The organism is Jiella pacifica, assembly GCF_010500815.1.
Lineage (GTDB): Bacteria > Pseudomonadota > Alphaproteobacteria > Rhizobiales > Rhizobiaceae > Jiella > Jiella pacifica.
This window is the reverse complement of the sequence record NZ_JAAAMG010000018.1, coordinates 71,589-91,695: the sequence shown is the minus strand read 5'-3', so window position 1 is coordinate 91,695 and position 20,107 is coordinate 71,589. Positions and strand designations below refer to the sequence as shown.

The following is a 20,107-nucleotide window of genomic DNA, read 5'->3' as shown; positions in this document are numbered from 1 at the left end:
AACATGCCTCAGCCAAGGCCGCCGATGTGGAAGGCCTTGGTTTCCAGATATTCCTCGATGCCGATCTCGGCGCCCTCGCGCCCAAGGCCGGACTGCTTGACGCCGCCGAAGGGCGCGACCTCGGTGGAGATCAGGCCGGTGTTGAGACCCACCATGCCGAATTCCAGCGCCTCGCCCACCCGCCAGCTCCGGGCGAGATCCTGGGTGAAGAAATAGGCGGCGAGGCCGAAGGGCGTGCCGTTGGCGATCTCGATCGCCTCGTCCTCACGCTCGAAGCGGAAGATCGGCGCGACCGGCCCGAAGGTCTCTTCGGAGGCGAGCTGCATTTCGGTGGTCGCCCCGGTCAGCACAACCGGTGCCACATATTGCGGTCCCCTGGGCAGGGCGGTCTCTCCCGTCGCAAGCTGCGCGCCCTTGGAGCGGGCGTCCTCCACATGGCGGTTGATCTTCTCGATCGCCGCGGTGTTGATCATCGGACCAATGGCGGTGCCCTCCTCGGTCCCCGGACCGACCTTCAGCGCCACGACGCGCGCCGAGAGCTTCTCGACGAAGGCATCGTGAATGCCGGACTGGACGAGGATGCGGTTGGCGCAGACGCAGGTCTGGCCGCCATTGCGGAATTTCGAGATCAGCGCTCCTTCGACAGCCCTGTCGAGATCGGCGTCGTCGAACACGATGAAGGGGGCATTGCCGCCGAGTTCCAGGCTGAGACGCTTGATGGTCGGCGCGCACTGTTCCATCAGCAGCGCTCCGACTTTGGTCGAGCCGGTGAAGCTCACCTTGCGGATCACAGGATTCCCGGTCAGTTCACCGCCGATCGCCGTCGGCATTCCGGTGACGACGTTGATCACTCCGGCGGGAATCCCGGCCCTTTCAGCCAAAGCCGCCATAGCGAGAGCCGAGAAGGGCGTCAGCTCCGAGGGCTTGACCACCACCGTGCAACCGGCGGCGAGCGCCGGCGCGACCTTGCGGGCGATCATCGCGTTCGGAAAATTCCACGGCGTGATGATGCCGCACACGCCGACTGGTTCCTTCAGGACGGCAATGCGCCGGTCCGGCGTCGGCGAGGGGATGATGCCGCCGCCGATCCGGCGCGCTTCCTCGGCGAACCATTTGACGAAGGAGGCGCCATAGCCGATCTCGCCCCGCGCTTCGGACAGCGGCTTTCCCTGCTCGAGGGTGAGGATGAGGGCGAGCTCCTCGGCGTTCTCGATCATCAGATCGTACCAGGCCATCAGCAGGCCGGCCCGCTCTGCGTTGGTGCGCCGGCGCCAAGCCGGGAACGCGGCCTCGGCTGCCGTTATGGCCCGCCGCGTTTCCGGCGCGCCCATGGCGGGTACGGTTCCGAGCGTCTCGCCCGTCGCCGGATTGGTGACGTCGAGCGTCTCGCCACTGTCGGACCCGATCCACTCGCCCGCGACGAAGCCCTTCTGGCAAAGGAGGGTCATGGTTTCGATTGCGTCCATTCGTTCAGTCCTTTTCGATGGCATTCAAGACGGCGTCGGTGATCGCGCCAGTGGTGTGCGAGCCCGGTCGAATTCCGATCCCGCGCGCGGTCGCGGCCTCCATGGCGCGCATGACACGCTCGCTGGCTGCGCTTTCGCCGAGATGGTCGAGCATCATTGCGAGCGACCAGATCGTCGCAAGTGGATTGGCGATGTCCTTGCCCGCGATGTCGGGGGCCGAACCGTGGACCGGCTCGAACATCGAGGGGCAGGCCCGGGTCGGGTCGATATTGGCGGAGGCGGCAAAGCCGAGGCCGCCCTGGATGGCGGCGCCGAGATCGGTGAGAATGTCGCCGAAGAGGTTCGAGCCGACGACAACGTCGAGGGACTGCGGCGCCATCACCATGCGCGCTGCCATGGCGTCGATGTGGTAGGAGGTGACCTCGACGTCGGAATACTCCTTCGCCAGTTCCCGGGTGACCTCGTCCCAGAAGACCATGGAGTGCTTCTGGGCGTTCGATTTCGTCACCGAGGCAAGTCGCCCGCTGCGAAGCCGGGCCTGTTCGAAGCCGTAGCGCAGAATGCGCTCGACGCCCGTGCGGGTGAAGATCGCGGTCTCCACCGCCACCTCATCGCGTCCGCCCTGATGGACCCGGCCGCCGGCGCCGGAATATTCGCCCTCGGTGTTTTCGCGAATGCACAGAATGTCGAAGCCTTCCGACTTCAGCGGTCCTTCGACGCCGGGCAGGAGCCGGTGCGGGCGGACATTGGCATACTGCACGAATGCCTTGCGGATCGGCAGCAACAGGCCGTGCAGCGACACCGAATCCGGCACGCGGGCCGGCCAGCCGACGGCGCCGAGCAGGATTGCGTCGAAGCCCCGCAGCGTCTCGATGCCGTCTTCGGGCATCATCGCGCCGGTCTCGGTGTAGAACTCGCAGGACCAGGGAAAGCGTGTCGGTTCGAGGGCGAAGCTCTCTTTCGCCGCGACAGCCTCACCAATCTTCCAGGCCGCCTCGACGACGTCGGGCCCGATCCCGTCGCCGGGGATCAATGCGATGCGGTGGGACCTCATGGCTTTTGTTCCTTTCGTTTCAAAGAGCGATCAGCACCGATTTCGTGCTCCGATCGGCCAGGCAGGACGGCGATTGTGTCGATCTCGACGGCCTCCTCGTGCGACCAAACCCTCTTGGCTTCGGCGGTGACCAAGCAAACAAACCGTCGGGACTTGCCTGTCTGGAAGGCCGCGGATCGCGAAGATTTCGCCGAGGGCCTAGCCGTCGTCTTCCCCATTGCGAGACGCTCACAAGGCGGTACAAAGGCGCGCCGCGTCGAGCATGGCGGCGTGGATGTCTCGGGACGAGATCGCATCGCCGATGCGATGGAGCTCGTAACCACCGTCCAGAGCCAACGGCGCGACCTCGCTCTGGCTGTGACCCTCGGTCAGCGCGTCGAGATCGGTGACACCCTGATTGCGCGAGCCGCCACGCAGCTCTTCATAGAGCGTATCCATCGGCACGGTGCCGTGATCCATGACGAAGCGGTCGCATTCGAGGATGGTCGCCTCGCCGGTGAATTCGTTGACGAACTCGGCCTCGATGAGGTTGCCGCGCCGCCGCAGCGCTTTCAAATGCAGGTCGCGATGGATCGGAACACCGGCTTTGTAGAGCGCCCGCATGACGAACGGCCGATCGAGATAGCTCGTCTCCTCGCCGACGCCGCTGTCGGGCGTGACGAGTTCGAAGGAAATGCCCTCCGATGCCAGCATCTCGGCGCATGAGGTGCCAGCCGAGGTGCCAAGGGCATCATAGAAGAGAATCTTCTGGCCGATCGCGCGGGGGGCCTCCAGAAGTTCCCAGACCGTCTCGGCAAGTGTTTCGGCGCCCGGCACGCGCTCTTCCATGCGGTCCGGCAGACCGCCGCAGGCGACGATCACCACCTCCGGTTCCAGGGCGAGGATGTCTTCGGCTTCGGCAAAGACATTGTAGCGGATCTCGACACCGAGCCGTTCCAGCTCGGCAAGGCGCCAGTCGACGATGCCGATCAGGTCGCGTCGGGCAGGGACCATCGCGGCGAGCCGGACCTGGCCGCCGGCCTTGGGCGCGGCTTCGAGAACACTCACCTGATGGCCGCGCTCGGCGGCGATCCGCGCAGCCTCGAGGCCGGCAGGCCCTGCGCCCACTACCACCACCCGTCGGCCGGCCGGGGCCTTCGGCACCTCGTGCGGCAGAAGTTTTTCTCGTCCCACGGAGACATTGTGGATGCAGCGCCGTTTCCAGGAGCAATAGGTCGCGCCGACGCAGGGGCGGATACGCTCCTCCTCGCCCCGCTCGATCTTGGCGACGATATGGGGATCGGCGATATGGGCGCGGGTCATGCCCACCATGTCGACGATGCCTTCCCTCAGCGCGTGGCGGGCGGTTGCAAGATCGTTGATCCGCGCCGCATGGAAAATCGGCTTGGTCAGTCTGGCCCTGGCGTTGAAGGCGGCGACCCGGCCCAGCTGTGGTGCCAGCCCCACATACATGCCCGGCATGTATTCGGCCCGGCCGAGATCGGTGTCGAGCCGGCCATGGGTCAGGTTGAAGAAGTCGACGAGGCCGCTGTTGTCGTGGAGCCTCGCGATGTCGACGTAATCGTCGTCCGTGAGCCCGCTCGACCCGCCGTCGCCGACGGCCATGCGCAGGCCCACCGGATAGTCGGCGCCGACTTGCCGGCGAATTTCCTCGAGGATCATGATGCCGAAGCGGCAGCGGTTTTCCAGAGAGCCGCCGAACTCGTCCTCGCGCCGGTTGATGTCCGGAGACCAGAACTGACCGACGAGATGGCCTGGAACATGCACTTCGAGCCCATCAAGTCCGCCCTCGCGGCAGCGTCGCGCGGCGGCACCGAAATCTGCCACGATCCGGGCGATGTCATGATGATCCGCGGCCTTGGCAAAGCCCCTATGGGCGGGCTCGCGGTAGCGCGACGGCGCTATTGTTGGAAGCCAGCGGTCGGCGCGCCAGTGGCTGCGCGCGCCGAGATGGGTCAGCTGGCACATCAGCGCCGCGCCGTGCCGGTGGATGCGCTCGGCGAATTCCCTGAAGATCGGGACGATTGCGTCGTTCGTCACGTCGATCTGGCTGAAGACAGAACCGGAGTCGGCCGACACGTTGGACGAGCCGCCGAACATGGTCAGCCCGATGCCACCCTTGGCCTTTTCTTCATGGTAAAGCTGATAACGCTCCCTCGGGTAACCGTCGTCGACATAGCCAATGGCATGGCTGGTACTCAGCACCCGATTGCGCAAGGAAAGGCCGTTGACGACGAGGGGCTGAAGCAGCGGGTCCATGACGGTTGGTCATCCCTTATGAAAGCGCGCTGCGGTCCACCTCGAAGCGAGGACCGACCAGCGTCTCATGGCATGTGCGGGAATCATGCAAGGCGAGCCTGATTGAGCGATAGCGCACATTCGAACATGAAGGGGCGCATTTTCAGACATGGTCACTGCGCCCATACCGGACGGTACGCCATCGGCTTGCCAAGGCTGAAGCGGGTCATCCCAGTCTTGCTGGAGAGCCGGCACTCGACGCAAGCTGACGCCGTCCGGGGCATCGTCACGGGCAGGTCAGGGGTCCCAAAAGAACGCTGGAGCCCGCTGACAATGTTCCGTCATCAGGAGACGATGACGTAGATCTTGCGAACCGTCTCGATCGTGCGCCAGATCCCCACGAAACCGGGCTTCATTACGAAATTGTCCCCGGCGCGAAAAGTGTAGGTCGGGCCACCTTTCTCCTCGATTTCGATGAGCCCGGAGAGGATGTGGCAGTACTCGAACGTCGTGCCCTTGATCGAATGGGTCTCGCCGGGCGTTGCTTCCCATACTCCCGTCTTGATCGTCTCGTCCTTGGAGAGATCCTGCGCCCAGGTCTTGAAGGTCGGCGAGCCGGCTATCAGGCGCTCCGGAAGAGGCACACCGGGCTTGGGCTCGAAGGAAGGATCGGTATCGATCGGAACGATCAGCGACATGATTGGATCTCCTGTGATTGCGATTGCGGATGTCAGTAACCGCGCGCCCGGTCGACCAGGCCGACCATCGGCCGACCGGCCTGATGGAGGCGGATATTGTCGATGACGGCGCGAGAGGCCGTGTCGTCTTGCGTCACGCTCGCCACATGCGGCGTGAGCACCACCTTGGGATGGCTCCAGAGCGGATGGCCTCGAGGCAGCGGCTCTGGATCGGTGACGTCCAGGACCGCCGCTGACAGGTGCCCCGCGTCGAGTGATGCCAGAAGCGCCGTGGTGTCGAGTTGGGGGCCGCGTCCGGTATGGACGAAGGCGGCGCCTTGCGGCAGCCGATCGAACAGCTCCGCGTTCAGCATGCCGCGTGTCTCGTCCGTCAGCGGCAGCAGACAGACGAGAATGTCCGTCTGCGCCAGAAATTCAGGGAGCTGGCCAGCGCCATGGAAACTCACGACGCCCTCGATCGTGCGCGGAGAACGGCTCCAGCCGGCGAGCCCAAAGCCGAAGGGCCGCAAACGATCCATCGCCGCCTGCGCCAGAACGCCCTGACCAAGAAATCCAACCCGTTGCTCGCCTGCCTGCCGCGGCGGGAGCGCGCGCCAGATCTCCTTTGCTTGCTGTATGCCATAGGCCGGAAAATCGCGGTGGAGCATCAGAACGGCGAGCGCGACATATTCCTGCATCATTCGGATGATGCCCGGCTCGACCATCCGCACCAAGGCGACCTGCGGCGCAAGGCCGGCCGAATTGAACTGATCGACGCCGGCTCCGATCGAGAAGACGATCTCCAGTTTGCCGTAGCGCGAAAGGTCGGGTGGAACCGTCCAAGTGATGAGGTAGCACACATCGTCCGGCTCGACCGCATCCGCATCCTCGGCGAAGTGGATCTCAGGAAGATCCCGCGCAAAGGCTTGGCGGAACGTGGCCGCGCGTTCGGCAGTCGAGTTGCACAAGAACACCGGACGCCCGGTCATGGACGAAGCCTTTCTCGAGGCGTGACAATCAAAGGACGATGGGTGCGGGCAAGGCCGCCGGGACGAGGGCGATCGGTCTCGTCAGGATGTCCTTCACCGCTACGCACCCCATCGAGATCGCGCTCAGCGTAAAGACCCGCCTGGGCGGTTCGTGCTGTAAATCGGCAAACTTTGAAAGATGATACCGAAAGCAGACCGATCTGCCGTAGAATCTCAGGCCGCTTTCCGATCACCCTGCGACCCGAAAGGAATGCTCCCGGCTCCGTTCGAGCATGCTGCGGACTGTTCGAATGTCATTTCAGAAAACGTCACCAGCAAACAATAATTTACCGCGACGCGGGGCTTCAGTCTCGTCGCATCCCACCATCTCTCCGGCGCCCTCAAGCTCTACCAGGAAATTGGTTGGCCTGAGCGAATCGAGGAGTGGGCCTTCGTCTTGCAGCTTGGCCAACGTTCACTGTGGTCGACCTCTGCAGGCCGTCGGTGGGCTGGTCACGGTTCGCGGCAGATTGCCCCGCGCGGGCCGAGCCGATTCCTCGCCCTTTCCGCCCAACGGTTGAACCTAAGGAAATCCCGCATGTCTCGTTTTCCACGCCTCGAGACTCTGCCGACGCCAGCGCTCGTTCTCGACACCGACAGGCTCGACCGCAACCTGCACCGTCTCTCAGCCCGCATGGCGGAGATCGGCGTCACGCTTCGCCCGCATATGAAGACGGCAAAGTCGATCGACGTCGCCCGGCGCGCCTTTCCCGATGGGCCAGGCGCCATTACGGTCTCGACGCTGGCAGAAGCCGAGTACTTCGCGGGGTACGGCTTCCATGACCTGACCTATGCCGTAGGCATCGCGCCGCACACGGCCGAGCGCGCCATGCGCCTGCGCAAGGACGGTGCCGACATCAAGATCCTTCTCGACACGGTCGAGCAAGCCCTGATCGTTGGAGAGGCAGGTCGGGCCGCAGGTGTGACGCCATCCGCTTTCATCGAGATCGACTGCGACGGACATCGTGGTGGGCTCCTGGCTCCTGATCCCAAGCTCCTTGAGGTCGCGGCGGCGCTGCAGGCGGACGGGGTCGCGATCGCAGGCGTGCTGACCCATGCCGGCGAATCCTACGCGCTCGACACGCCGGAGGCGCTGGAGGCCGCGGCCGAGAACGAGCGGGCCGTCGCCGTAGACGCTGCCGAACGCCTGCGGGCGGCGGGCTTCGCATGTCCGATCGTCAGCGTTGGTTCGACCCCGACCGCCCATTTTGCAAAGTCTCTGGACGGCGTCACCGAGATGCGTGCCGGCGTCTACATGTTCTTCGATCTCGTCATGCACGGCGTCGGTGTCTGCTCGACCGACGACCTCGCGCTGTCGGTCCTGTCGACGGTCATCGGCGGCAAACCCGAAAAAGGCTGGATCATGATCGATGCCGGCTGGATGGCGCTGTCGCGCGACCGCGGCACCGCCGCCCAGCGCGTTGACCAGGGTTATGGCCTGGTCTGCGATCTCGACGGACGGGTCTATCGCGACCTCGTCGTCGCTTTCGCGAGCCAGGAGCATGGCACGCTTGCCATACGCTCAGGCTCCTCCGAGCCGCTGCCCGACCTGCCGGTCGGCGCCAAGGTCCGCATACTGCCGAACCACGCCTGCGCCACCGGCTCGCAGCACGAACGCTACCACGTTGTCTCGGGCTGCGAGGGCACGGTGACGGCCGAATGGCCACGCATTCGCGGCTGGTAAGCCCATTCCTGTCTGGAAGCCTGACATCGCATGAGGGACCGTTACCTATGACTGACCCAATTCTGCATCTCACCGAGGCGAACCATCTCAGCCGCTTCTTCATCGATGGCAGTTGGAGCGAGCCGGACGGAGCCGAGCGCGCCCGGGTCGTCAACCCGGCAACGGAGGCCGAAGTCGCGGAGATTGCGCTCGGCAACGAGGCCGATGTCGAACGGGCCGTCTCCGCCGCCCGGCGCGCCTTTCGCAGCTGGTCCCGGAAGGTGCCGCAGGAGCGTGCCGCACTCCTGTCCCGCATCCATGCCCTGATCCTGGAGCGGGCGGAACAGTTCGCGCAAGCGATCCGCATCGAGATGGGCGCACCCATCACCTATGCCCGACAAGCCCAGGTGCCGCTCGCCGCCGAGCACATCCGCGTCCCGCGCGACAACCTCGCCGACTTTCCCTTCCTCTCGCAACGCGGCACCACCGCGATCGCGAAGGAGCCGATCGGCGTTGCCGCGCTGATCACGCCCTGGAACTGGCCGCTCTTCCAGATCACCGCCAAGGTCGGTCCCGCGCTTGCGGCCGGGTGCACGGTGGTGCTGAAGCCGAGCGAGCTTTCGCCGCTGAGTGCGCTGCTCTTCGCCGAAGTCATGGACGAGGCCGGATGCCCGCCCGGGGTCTTCAACCTCGTCAACGGTTCCGGGCCGGTGGTGGGCGAAGCGCTGGCGTCCCACCCACAAGTCGACATGGTCTCGATCACCGGCTCGACCCGGGCCGGCATCCAGGTGGCGCAGGCGGCTGCCCCGACCGTCAAGCGCGTGGCGCAGGAACTTGGCGGCAAGTCACCCAACATCATGTTGCCCGACGCCGACTTCGCCCGCTACGTGGCACTCGGGGTCGCTTCCGCCATGCGCAATGTCGGCCAGTCCTGCAGCGCGCCGACGCGCATGCTGGTGCCGCGCGAGCGGTTGGGCGAGGTCGAGTCTCTGGCCAAAGAAGCGGTCGAAGCCTTCGTCGTCGGTGATCCGGCGCGGGAGGAGACGACCCATGGCGCGATCGCCAACCGTGGCCAGTTCCAGCGCGTCCAGACGATGATCGAGAGCGGGATTTCCGAAGGGGCCAAGCTCGTGATCGGCGGTCCAGGCCGACCGGATGGGCTGGAGGCCGGCTTCTTCGCACGGCCGACCGTGTTTTCCGAAGTGAGCAACGACATGGCCATCGCGCAACAGGAAATCTTCGGGCCTGTGCTTGCGATCCTGCCCTATGACACGGTGGAGGAGGCGGTCGAGATCGCCAATGACACGGTTTACGGCCTCGGCGCGCATGTCTATGGCGCCGACATGGACCGGACGCGTGCCGTCGCGGCTCAAATTCGGGCTGGCCAGGTTCATATCAACGCGCCGGCCTTCGACCCCCAGGCACCCTTTGGGGGATACAAGCAGTCCGGCAACGGCCGCGAATACGGGCACGAAGGGATGGAAGAATATCTCGAGACCAAAGCCATGTTGGGCTTTTATCCCTAGCAATGCACCATCCGGAGGCTTTGGCCCACGAGATCCGGGAACGCCATGCAATGTCTCGTCACCTTATTTGAAATCTCCCTCCAGGCATCGGCCTCGTGCCACGCCTCCAACGGAAAGCGATGATCATGCCTCGCCTCAGTGCCGAGTTCCTGACCGGTGATGCCGTCGATACGCCCTACTGGTGGGAGGCCGCGAAGCCTTCGCCCGCGTCGCTCGACGAGTTTCCGGCCCGGGCGGAGGTCGCGATCGTGGGCGCCGGCTTCACGGGGCTGAACGCCGCGATCGTGCTGGCCCGCGCCGGCAAACAGGTGCATGTCTTCGAGGCGGAGGCACCGGGCTTCGGCGCTTCGTCCCGCAACGGTGGCCTGTTGGGCCCAGGCTGGGCGTTCTTCGACGGGGCGGTCAAGCAATATGGCCTCGATGTCGCGCGCCGTGTCCTGGAGGAAAGCGCCGAGGCGCTCGAGCACGTCAAGCAGACGGTCACCCGCGAGAATATCGAATGCGATCTCAAGGTCGTGGGCTATTTCAAGGGCGCGATTTCGCCGCGGGCCTATGACAAGCTCGGCCACATGATCGATCGCATCAGCAAGGCCGCGGCGTGCGACGCTTACATGGTGCCGCGGGTCGAGCAGCATGCCGAGATCGGAACCGACCTCTACCACGGCGGTGTCGTGATGCCGGGCTATGCGGGGCTTCACCCGGCCAAATACGTCAAAGGACTGGCTGACGCGGCAACGCGGCTCGGCGTCAAGATCCACAGCAACGCCCGCGTGTCCGATCTGTCTTCGACGATTAATGGGTTTCGTTTCAAGGTCAACGGACGAGACATGACCGCGTCTCAGGTTCTTCTCGCCACCAACGGCTTCAGTGGAACGGTATCGCCCTATCTCAAGCGCCGCATCATGCCGATCGGCAGCGGTATCATCGCGACCGAGCCTCTGCCGCCGGAGGTGATGGACCGACTGATGCCGAAGCGTCGGATGCTCGCGGGCAGCCAGCGGGTCGTAACCTATTATCGCCCTTCGCCGGACGGTACGCGGATCGTTTTCGGGGGCCGGGTGCTCGATATGAGCGGCAAAGAGAAGATCAACGTGGCCAATGCGCGTTATCTTCGCAGCCTGCTGCTACAGGTCTTTCCCGAGCTCGAGAGCACGAAGATCAGTCATTATTGGCATGGTCTGCTCGGCTTCACGTTCGATCACTTCCCGCATGTCAAGAACATCGACGGGGTGTTCTTCGCCGGGGCGTATAATGGGACGGGCGTCGCGCGGGCAAGTTGGCTCGGCAAGAAGGTGGCCCACCAGATGCTCGGATTGCCAGAAGGCAAAACCGTCTATTCCGATCTGAAGTTCAGCGGGCGCCCTTATTTCAACGGAACATCCTGGTTCCTGCCCATCGCGGTCCGGTATTATGGTCTCCTGGATAAGTGGGAAAAGCGCTGAGTGTGTCGGCCGCAGATTGCTGCGATCGACAGCCTGTGGCCGCGGTCCGCTTCCTTTCGAGGTGAAGCTGCTGATCCCCGGCCGGCCCCGGTCTGGCGGGCCGATCCAGGTCTCAGGTCGCGATCTTTGTCTGGCGCTCCCTAACAGCGCGCCGTGCGTCCCCAGGAATGACGGAGGACGCACTGTTTTTTCAACGCATCGTGCTTCCCGACAATCGCGCCTGATCGTCAGGCCGATGCGAGCGACGCCTTCACCCGGATCAGCGCGTCGGCCATGTAGAGATCCTGCAAGGCGATGCCGGAACTGTCGAAGACTGTGATCTCGTCGTTTGAGCGTCGTCCCGGGGCCTGCCCTTCAACGACGTCGCCGATCGGCGACACAGTCAGCCTGCCAGCCTCGATCTCCTCGCGCACATGCTGGAAGTCGCCGATCTGAAGGGACTGGGAGGGCAAGTCGCAGAAGAGACTGGCCTTCGACATCAATTCATTGGGCAATTCATGTTTGCCGGGAGCGTCCGACCCCATGCTGACCACATGCGTTCCCGGTCGAACCCATTCTGCATCGAACAGCGGCTCGCGGGCGGGCGTTGCCGTGACGACGATGTCGGCCGAGCGCACGGCATGTTCGGCCGATGCGGCGCGCACCGTGAGGTCCAGCTCAGCTATTCGGTCGATGAAGGCGTTGCGACGCGGCGAAGGATTGGCGACCACAAGGACGGTTTCGATCGGGCGGATGCGGGCGAGGGCGGCCACTTCGAAACCCGCCTGGTTGCCTGCGCCGAAGATCGCCAGAACCTTCGAGTCTCGGCGAGACAGCAAGTCGGCCGCGACCGCGTCGGCGGCGGCCGTTCGATAGGCGTTGACCTTGCCGGCTTCAATGACCGCGGCCAGTTGCCCGGTGTCCTGATCGAGCAGCACGATCGTGGAGTTGTGGCGCGGCAGCCCGCGCGCCGGATTGCCCGACCAGAACGATCCGATCTTGACGCCGGTCAGATCGTCAGACGAACCGGATTTGATCGAGAATGTATTGGTGGCCTCCAGCGCACGTCCGAGAACGGCCGGAAAGACGCGGCCTCCGCCCGAGGCGGCGGCAACCAGTGCTCTCCGCGCGGCCTCGAACGCGAGTTCATGCGTCACGAGGGCGGCTGACTCATCTTCGTTGATGTGGATCATCCCGGATACCTTTGAAACGGCAGAACGCCCGTCGCTTCGGCGTTCGGCCTGAAGATGGCGGTCAGGCCCGAAACGACGCTGCTGTCGCCGCGCCAACGTCACGCGAGCGGACAGCTGTGACGCGAAGCGCGAGCCGGTCGACGCATGTTCTTCAGCCGACATGCGCCATATCCTATGTCGTATAAGATGCCGAAACGGATGATCCGACCGAGTAGGCCGGAGAAAACGGCAGTTTGGGCGGGCCGCGATTTCCTCGGATCCCGTTGCGTGACGTTTCAGGGCCGGCGCGATCCTGAAAGGTGCTCGATCGCCCTCTGCCCAAACGGATGAATCGCACTTTCCCAGTACACGATAATCACGGTTCTTCGAGGTGCCGAGCTTCTTTCCTAGAGCTCGAAAACGGAGCGGCACGATCTTCTACGGTGCAGCGCGTTATCGGCACTGAGTGTCGAAAGCCGACGGAGCTTCGGCATTTCAGCTCTTCCATTTTAACCAACACTGAATTGCCAGGCTATTCCTGTGACCCCAGGCCTGGGTTCGAGATCCTGCTCCGAGCTCGGCCGGGCTTCACTGCGCGAAGGGAATTATTTATGAAAATCAGATACCTTGTTGCCGCCGCCGTCTTTGCCCTGACAGCTGGCACGGCCCAGGCCGAGACGTTGAAAGTCGGCTCAACCGCGACCGGCATTCCGTTCACCTTTCTCGATGTCGGCAAGAACGAAATCACCGGCATGATGGTGGACGTGGTCAAGGCGATCGGCAACCATGCCGGGTTCGAGCCAGACGTCCAGTCCGTCGACTGGGTGTCCCTGATCCCCGCCCTGGAGTCGGGACGCATCGACATGATCGCCGCCGCCATGTCGATCACCGACGCCCGCAAGAAGGTGGTCGATTTCTCCGATCCGATCTTTCCCTATGGTGAAGGCCTGGTCGTCCGTGCCGATGACGACACCCGCTACAGCGCCGATCTGCATGAAACGGTCGGCAAGGTGATCGGCGTACAGCAGGGAACCAATTTTCATAAAGTGCTGGAGGCCAGGAAAGGGATTGGCGAAATCAAGGTCTATGAGAACATCGCCGATATCATGCGCGACGTTCAGTTGGGCCGCATCGCCGTCGGCCTCGCCGACTATCCGATCATGAGCTACCAGATCGGCATCGGCAAGTTTCCCGACCTGAAGATGGTCGAAGGATACGAGTCGCAGATCTCGGCGCCGATCGGCGTGGCCATCAAGAAGGGCCAGCCGGAGCTTCTGGCGCGGATCAATGCCGGGCTGGCAACCATCAAGGAAAATGGCGAGCTGGACGCGCTAGCCAAAAAGTGGAAGCTCAACTGAGAATTGCGTCCAGCACATGGAAAAGTTCATCATGGATGCGCAGGTTTACCTGCCCATCCTCCTTCATGGCGCTCAAATCACTGTCGCGTTGGCGATTTGCGCGCTGCTGATATCGACATTCGTCGGGTTGATACTCGCGCTGATGCGCTATTCCGGAAACCCAATCCTTTCGACGATATCAAAATCCTTCATCAACGTGGTACGCGGAATCCCCGTCCTCGTACAACTCTTCTACATCTACTTCGTTCTGCCGGAATTCGGTATCGACCTCACGGCGTTTCAGGCCGGCGCCCTCGGCCTGGGGATCGCCTATTCTTGCTACATGGCGGAAAACTTCCGCGCCGGCCTCGAGGCTGTCGATCACGGACAGCTCGAAGCGGCCCAATCCATCGGCATGGGCTGGGGATTGATGATGCGGCGGGTCATCCTGCCCCAGGCGGTGCGCACCGTCCTGCCGCCCTACGGCAATACGATGATCATGCTGTTGAAGGACACCTCGCAGGCCTCCGTCATCACGGTTGCCGAAATGACTTTCCAGGGCAAGATGCTGGCGGCGTCAACCTTCGAGAACATGTCGATCTACACTTTGGTGGCAGCCCTGTATCTCTGCATGAGTGTGCCGTTGATTGTTCTGGCTGGATGGCTCGAAAGAAAGTTTGGCGCCAAATGATCGAGATCCGCGACCTGCACAAGCGCTTCGGGGCGTTGGAGGTGCTCAAAGGGATCGACACCACTGTCGAGGAGGGGGAAGTCGTTTGCCTGATCGGCGCTTCGGGGTCGGGTAAATCGACTCTCCTGCGCTGTGTGAACGGACTTGAAACCTATGAGGCCGGCAAAATCGTCTTTGCCGGCACCACCGTCGATGCGCGCAGCCCCGACATTCGCGCGCTGCGCACTCACGTGACGATGGTTTTCCAGCGTTTCAATCTGTTTCCGCACCGAACAGCGCTCGAGAACGTGACGGAAGGACCGATCTACGTCAAAGGCGAGCCTCGGAACGAGGCCCGCGAGCGTGGTTTGGCGTTGCTTGAACGGATGGGGTTGGCCGAGAAGGCGCAAGCCTATCCCCCGCAGTTGTCCGGGGGACAGCAGCAGCGCGTCGCGATCGCACGCGCATTGGCCATGCGTCCAAAAGCCATTCTCTTCGACGAACCCACATCGGCGCTCGACCCCGAACTGGTCGGCGAGGTGTTGGGCGCAATGCGTTCCCTGGCTGACGAGGGAATGACGATGCTCGTGGTCACTCACGAGATGGCTTTCGCCCGCGACGTCGCCGACCGCGTCCTCTTCATGCATGACGGACGAATTCTCGAGGAAGGGCTGCCTTCCGATATCTTGAGCAATCCGAAGGAGGCAAGGACACGGGACTTTCTGAGCAGGATCCTTTGATTGCCTTGCGTTCGGAAATGCACTCAGCTCAGCGCCGTCCAAATCCGCCGCCAATCGTGGCCGAGCGTCTCTCGGTCGCCCTCCGGATACTCACGCTCGGCTTCGCTGAGGCGATTCGTGCTGTTCATCGCCCCCGTGTCCGAGCGCTCCGATTGCCGGCAGGCGTCCCGGCTTTGCGATTCGCCGCGACCTCTCATCATAGCGACGCGGCCTTCGCTGCGGCGTCGCAGAGCGCCAAGTCCTGCTACTTGGCGGCTCTCCCTCGATCCAGGGCGGATTTCAGGTCTTCCATCCGCGGAACACCAGGAAAGATCACGGTGCCGGCGACGAAGGCGGGGGTTCCGTTGAAGCCGAAGCCACCAGCCTGTGCGTCGTTGCGGCGGAGCAGCCCGTCGATCTTCGCCTCGTCCTGCCGATAGTTCTGCTTCAAGACGGCGACGTTGAAGCCGGCTCTCATCAGCGTCGCGTCGATCATTTGCTTTGTCAGCCGGCCGTTCGTCTTCATCAACGCGTCGAGCGCCTGCGGTCGGTGTCTGCCGGCTGCCAGCGTCAGATGCGCGGCATAGACGGACTCCCTGCCAAAGATCGGCCAGTCCTTCATGACATAGCGGATGTCGCCGTCGAGGCTGACGAGATCCATGATCTCGGGATAGGATTTCTTGCAGTACGGACATTGATAATCGAAGTACTCGACAAGGGTGACGCTGCCTTGCGGATTGCCGAGGATCGGCGCGTCGGCATCAAAGAGTACGGCCGCTTTCGACATCGGATCGGGGGCGGCAAGGGCGGGGCCGGCAACGAGCGCCGCGCCGCCGGCAAGGGCCGCGCCGCCTGCGAGCGTCGCGGTCAGAAAAGTCCGGCGATCGAGTGTGAACGTCATGACGTCGGTTCTCCGTTGAGATTCCCTGCGGTGGATCGATCCATGCCGACGACGACGATCTTGCTGCCGGTCGGGACGCGGCGGTTGAGGTCGATGACGTCCTGGTTCAGCATGCGGATGCAGCCGGACGAGACCGCCTTGCCGATCGACCATTCCTGGTTGGTGCCATGGATGCGGAACAGCGTGTCGCGGCCGTCCTTGTAGAGATAAAGGGCGCGCGCCCCGAGCGGGTTTTCGATGCCGCCGTCCATGCCGTTCCGCAGTTCGCCGCCGTATTTGTCGGGCTCGCGCTCGATCATGCCGGGCGTCGGCGTCCAGTGCGGCCAGGCCGCCTTGCGGGCGATCGTGCCAGTGCCGGTGAATTCCAGCCCGGCCTTGCCGACGCCGACGCCGTAGCGCATCGCCTTGCCGTTCTCCATCACGAGGTAGAGAAAGCGGGCATGGGGGTCGACCACGAGGGTGCCGGGGGTCTCGTCGGTGCGGTAGTCGACCACCTGGCGGATGTTGCGCGGCTCGATCTTCTGCGGGTCGACGGCGGGAATCCGCCAGCCCTGATCCTCTTCGGCGCCGTACATCCGGGCGATGCGCGGATCCGGCTGCGGCTTTGGCTGCTGATAGGCGAGGGTCTGCGGCGCCGGTTGCGTCGTCGAGCAGCCGGCAGCGGCGAGCCCCACCGCGATCAGGCCGGCGGCCCGCAAGGTCTTCGATGTCATGGGTTGTTCTCTGCTGATTGGAAAAATGGCGGTCAGACCGATGCGCCCGCAGCCCTGACGATGACCTGCGCCCCCGGCGCGACCCGGCGCTCGAGGTCGACGACGTCCTGGTTGAACATGCGGATGCAGCCCGAGGAGACGGAGTGGCCGATGGAAGACGGGTCGTTGGTGCCGTGGATGCGGTAATAGGTGTCGCGGCCGCCCCGGTAGAGATAGAGGGCGCGGGCCCCGAGCGGGTTGCCGACACCGCCCGCAAGGCCGCCGGCATAGGGGCCGAAGCGATCCGGCTCGCGCCGCAGCATGTTGGAGGTCGGCGTCCAGCCGGGCCAGTCGGCCTTGCGGGCGACCGTCGCCCGGCCGGAGAAGGCGAAGCCCGCCTTGCCGACGCCGACCCGGTAGCGCATCGCCTTGCCGCCATCGAGGACGAGGTAGAGCGCATGCGCCGCGGGATCGACGATGATGGTGCCCGGCTCCTCGGGGCCGAAATAGGCGACTTCCCTGCGGGTCATGTCGTTACCGAGATATCGGTCCGGGATCGCCGGCACCCTGTGTCCGTCCTCCTCGAAGCCGGCGTAGCGCGCGTCGAGCGGGCCGGGTGCCGCGTAGGCGAGCGCGGTGCGGCCAACGCCGGCGACCGTCGAGCAGCCGGAAAGGGCCAGGGCAATGACGGCAAGGACAGCAGCCGTCGGGGCGCGGGATGGAGACATGTCGTTGGCTTTCATTCGTGAAGGGCGTCGATCGCCGCGTTCAGCGCTTCGGGAGAGATCTCGCCGAAATGCATCGTCCGGAGAATGCCCCGCCTATCGAGGAACAGGGTGACCGGGAAGCCCTGGACGCCATAGTGCCGGGCCAGAGCCATTTCCTGGTCGAGCACCACGTGGTCCGCCGCAAGGCCAGCGGTGCCGAGGAACCGGACGGTGGCGCTGGCGTCTTCGCCCTGATTGGCGAGGACGAAGGCGGTGTCGGTCCGCTTCTCCGCCGCTCGCATCAGCGCCGGCATCTCGCGCCGGCAGGGCGGGCACCAGGTCGCCCAGAGATTGACGACGACCGGGCGCCCTTTGAAGTCGGCGAGCTTCACCTCTGACCCCTGGAGCGTCGCCAGTGTGGCGGGCGCCGCGGCGATGGCGGTCGTCGTCGCGACCAGCTGGAAGGTGACGTTCCAGACGATCAGCGCCGCGGCGAGGGCCGCGAGGGAGCCGATGCGGGTGTGCGTCTCGCGCAACTGGAACAGGCTGTAGACCACCACCGCAAGGAGACCTGCGGGCAGCGAGAAGCCGCCCTGCCAGATCATCGCAATGCGCCAGGGATCGGCGGCAAAGCCGGGCAGATTGAGAAGGACATGGCCGATCCGCGCCGCGACGACACCGACCACGAGCGCCCCCATCGACCAGCCGCCGATCCGCGCGTCGAGCCGGGCCGAGAGGGTCGCCGAAATCACCAGGAAAACGACGATGGCGATCACCGCGGCGAGGCGTTCGCCGGCAAAGACCAGCGGACCGAGGGTGAGGGTGGTCATGATCGACCTCCGGCGCGGTCAGCGGCTGCGATGAACTGTTGCGGCGAAACATCGCCGATCAGCCGCGAGCCGGGCGCTTCCCGGCCGTTCCGGTCGAGGAACAGCATGGTCGGCGGGCCGGCGACGGCGAGGTCGCGCATCAGCCTGTCGCGGCTCTGGCCGGCATCGGTGACGTCGACTTCCAGAAGCTGCATCAAGGCCATGCGCGCCCGCACATCCGGGTCGGGGAAGACATCGCGCTTGATGACATTGCAGGAGACGCACCACTCGGCGGTGACGTAGATCAGCGAGGGGCGATCGGTATCCTTCAGGCTGTTCGCGACCTCGGCGGCGCTCGCCACCGGGCGAAATTGCGGCGAAGCCTCGAGAGCGACCTTGGCCGAGGCGATCTGCGCCAGCGGGCGCAGCGGGTCACTGCCCCCCGCGGCAGCTCCCAGTGCCAGGATCGCGCCGTAGAGGATGGCGATGAGACCCGTGGCCTTTGCCAGCCGACGGCGCGGGCCGCTGTCGGGCGACAGCACGTCCAGCGCGCCGATAAAGACGCCGGCACCGATCAGCAGCGCCGACCAGAGGACCAGCACCGCCGCATCGGGCAGGATGCGGGAGACCATCCACAGGGCGAGCGCGAGAAAGGCGAAGCCGAAGCCCTGCGTGACCCGGGTCATCCACGGCCCCGGCCTGGGCAGGGCTCTCACCCCGAGGGTGCCGAAGACGATCAGCGGCACGCCCTGGCCGAGGCCGAGCGCGAACAGCGCGCCGGTGCCGAGACCGACGTCGCCGGTCCGGGCGATGTAGAGGAGGCCGCCGGCGAGCGGCGCGGTCATGCACGGGCCGACGATCAGCGTCGAGGTGAAGCCGAGACCGGCGCTGGCGGCAAGGCTGCCGCGGCGGGGCGACGGCAGGCCGGCCACCGCGTTCGTCCAGGCGGCGGGCAGGCGCAGCTCGAACAGGCCGAGCATCGACAAAGCGAGAACGACGAACAGCACGGAGACGAGGAGGATGGCCGACTGCGATTGCAGCGCCATCTGCAGGTTCTGGCCCGACCAGGCGGCGGCGAAACCGATGATGGCGAAGGCGAAGGCCATGGCGAGGACATAGGTTGCCGACAGGGTGAAGCCGCGGGCGAGGGAGGGCCGTTCGCCGCTGCGGGTCAACTGCCCGGCGAGGATCGGATACATCGGCAGCACGCAAGGCGTGAAGGCGAGCCCGAGCCCGAGCGCGAAGAAGACGGCGACGGCCCAGAGGCTGCCGCCTTCGCCGAGCAGCCCGTCGACGAGGCTGGTGGAGGGTGCGAGGGTGATGCCGACCGATCTCGCCGAGCTTGCCGAGCCCGCTTCGGCTGCGGCCGGCAGATTGCTGACGGTCCGCAGATCGCCGGCGGAGGCGGCATCTGAGGCATCGGCGGCATCGTCTTCGGGGGCCGACGACGATGCGGAGCCGCCGCTCGCGCTTGCCGAAGGGGCCTGCGCCCACGGGCTGGAAGGTTCGGACACTCGGGAGGCCTGCGCCAGACGGCCGAGGGTCGCTGCCGCGCCATCCGCTGCCTCTGGCGCACCGAGCGCGGCAGGATTTGCCGGATCGACGTCGCGGGTCTGCGGCCGATAGCAGATGCCGCCGTCCTGGCAGCCCTGATAGGTGAGCGACAGCGTCTCGCCCTTCGGCACGGCCGCCAGTGCCCGGGCGGAGACGGTCGCCGCCGCCGCGTCGTGATAGACTTCGAGCCGGCCGAAATACGGGTCGTCCTTCGGCTCGCCCTCCGGCGTCTCGATCGGAACTGGCCGGCCATCGGCGGTTTCGAGGGTGATCCGGTCGCGGTAGAGATAGGTGCCGTCGGCGATCCGCCAGTTCAGCGTCAGGGCGCCGGACGGCGTTGCACGTGCGGACAATGCAAAGGCGTCGGCGACGTCGAGCGGCCGGCCGGGTTCGGCCACGGCCGCCTGCGGCAGCGCAATCAGCAGCAATGCGATGAGAGTTCGCCTGAAAAGCGACATTCCAGCCCCCTGACG

At 64.9% G+C, this 20,107-nt stretch carries 17 protein-coding genes; 6 read left to right on the top strand and 11 right to left on the bottom strand.

Annotation, left to right across the window (positions count from 1 at the left end; genetic code table 11):
- Window positions 1-8: 8 nt before the first annotated feature.
- From GTK09_RS19405 to GTK09_RS19385, 5 genes are all read right to left on the bottom strand, one after another.
- Window positions 9-1,466, bottom strand: a complete 1,458-nt coding sequence (locus GTK09_RS19405; protein WP_163465088.1) for an NAD-dependent succinate-semialdehyde dehydrogenase — start codon at window positions 1,464-1,466, stop codon at window positions 9-11.
- A 4-nt stretch (window positions 1,467-1,470) separates the two neighbouring features.
- The gene (locus GTK09_RS19400; RefSeq protein ID WP_163465087.1) at window positions 1,471-2,520 is read right to left on the bottom strand and encodes a tartrate dehydrogenase; all 1,050 of its coding nucleotides are present in this window, start codon (window positions 2,518-2,520) and stop codon (window positions 1,471-1,473) included.
- 228 nt (window positions 2,521-2,748) lie between these two features.
- Window positions 2,749-4,779, bottom strand: coding sequence for an oxidoreductase (locus tag GTK09_RS19395; RefSeq protein ID WP_163465086.1), 2,031 nt, complete (start codon window positions 4,777-4,779; stop codon window positions 2,749-2,751).
- A 323-nt stretch (window positions 4,780-5,102) separates the two neighbouring features.
- Complete coding sequence (locus GTK09_RS19390; RefSeq protein WP_163465085.1) at window positions 5,103-5,456, bottom strand: cupin domain-containing protein; 354 nt, start codon at window positions 5,454-5,456, stop codon at window positions 5,103-5,105.
- Window positions 5,457-5,488: 32 nt separating this feature from the next.
- Window positions 5,489-6,424, bottom strand: coding sequence for a 2-hydroxyacid dehydrogenase (locus GTK09_RS19385; protein WP_163465084.1), 936 nt, complete (start codon window positions 6,422-6,424; stop codon window positions 5,489-5,491).
- A 577-nt stretch (window positions 6,425-7,001) separates the two neighbouring features.
- Between GTK09_RS19385 and GTK09_RS19380 the strand changes: the two genes are divergently transcribed.
- The 3 genes from GTK09_RS19380 (at window position 7,002) to GTK09_RS19370 (ending at window position 11,094) form a co-directional block, all read left to right on the top strand.
- Window positions 7,002-8,147, top strand: coding sequence for an alanine racemase (locus GTK09_RS19380; protein WP_163465083.1), 1,146 nt, complete (start codon window positions 7,002-7,004; stop codon window positions 8,145-8,147).
- Between the two features lie 47 nt (window positions 8,148-8,194).
- Window positions 8,195-9,652 (top strand): aldehyde dehydrogenase family protein, encoded by a 1,458-nt coding sequence (locus GTK09_RS19375; RefSeq protein ID WP_163465082.1) that lies wholly within the window; start codon window positions 8,195-8,197, stop codon window positions 9,650-9,652.
- A 119-nt stretch (window positions 9,653-9,771) separates the two neighbouring features.
- The gene (locus GTK09_RS19370; protein ID WP_246218006.1) at window positions 9,772-11,094 is read left to right on the top strand and encodes an NAD(P)/FAD-dependent oxidoreductase; all 1,323 of its coding nucleotides are present in this window, start codon (window positions 9,772-9,774) and stop codon (window positions 11,092-11,094) included.
- 227 nt (window positions 11,095-11,321) lie between these two features.
- On the opposite strand, the gene GTK09_RS19365 is transcribed toward GTK09_RS19370, so the two are convergent.
- Window positions 11,322-12,266: an ornithine cyclodeaminase family protein gene (locus GTK09_RS19365; RefSeq protein WP_163465117.1), complete on the bottom strand. Its 945-nt coding sequence runs from the start codon at window positions 12,264-12,266 to the stop codon at window positions 11,322-11,324.
- A gap of 422 nt (window positions 12,267-12,688) precedes the next feature.
- On the opposite strand from GTK09_RS19365, the gene GTK09_RS19360 reads away from it, so the two are divergent.
- From GTK09_RS19360 to GTK09_RS19350, 3 genes are read left to right on the top strand one after another with little or no spacing between them, the layout of a single operon-like run.
- Window positions 12,689-13,603: an ABC transporter substrate-binding protein gene (locus GTK09_RS19360; RefSeq protein ID WP_312869927.1), complete on the top strand. Its 915-nt coding sequence runs from the start codon at window positions 12,689-12,691 to the stop codon at window positions 13,601-13,603.
- Between the two features lie 16 nt (window positions 13,604-13,619).
- Window positions 13,620-14,273, top strand: coding sequence for an amino acid ABC transporter permease (locus GTK09_RS19355; protein WP_163465081.1), 654 nt, complete (start codon window positions 13,620-13,622; stop codon window positions 14,271-14,273).
- A complete protein-coding gene (locus GTK09_RS19350; protein WP_163465080.1) occupies window positions 14,270-14,992 on the top strand; it encodes an amino acid ABC transporter ATP-binding protein in 723 nt (240 codons plus the stop codon). The genes GTK09_RS19355 and GTK09_RS19350 overlap by 4 nt, the downstream gene beginning before the upstream one ends.
- A gap of 244 nt (window positions 14,993-15,236) precedes the next feature.
- Here GTK09_RS19350 and GTK09_RS19345 read toward each other — a convergent pair whose 3' ends face one another.
- Genes GTK09_RS19345 through dsbD form a run of 5 tightly spaced genes read right to left on the bottom strand, consistent with a single transcriptional unit; the run spans window position 15,237 to window position 20,092 of the window.
- Window positions 15,237-15,872, bottom strand: a complete 636-nt coding sequence (locus GTK09_RS19345; protein WP_163465079.1) for a DsbA family protein — start codon at window positions 15,870-15,872, stop codon at window positions 15,237-15,239.
- Window positions 15,869-16,585, bottom strand: a complete 717-nt coding sequence (locus GTK09_RS19340) for a L,D-transpeptidase (protein ID WP_163465078.1) — start codon at window positions 16,583-16,585, stop codon at window positions 15,869-15,871. The genes GTK09_RS19345 and GTK09_RS19340 overlap by 4 nt, the downstream gene beginning before the upstream one ends.
- A gap of 32 nt (window positions 16,586-16,617) precedes the next feature.
- A complete protein-coding gene (locus GTK09_RS19335; RefSeq protein ID WP_163465077.1) occupies window positions 16,618-17,292 on the bottom strand; it encodes a L,D-transpeptidase in 675 nt (224 codons plus the stop codon).
- Window positions 17,293-17,303: 11 nt separating this feature from the next.
- Window positions 17,304-18,101, bottom strand: a complete 798-nt coding sequence (locus GTK09_RS19330) for a TlpA disulfide reductase family protein (protein ID WP_163465076.1) — start codon at window positions 18,099-18,101, stop codon at window positions 17,304-17,306.
- A complete protein-coding gene (gene dsbD, locus GTK09_RS19325; RefSeq protein WP_163465075.1) occupies window positions 18,098-20,092 on the bottom strand; it encodes a protein-disulfide reductase DsbD in 1,995 nt (664 codons plus the stop codon). The genes GTK09_RS19330 and dsbD overlap by 4 nt, the downstream gene beginning before the upstream one ends.
- Window positions 20,093-20,107: the final 15 nt, after the last annotated feature.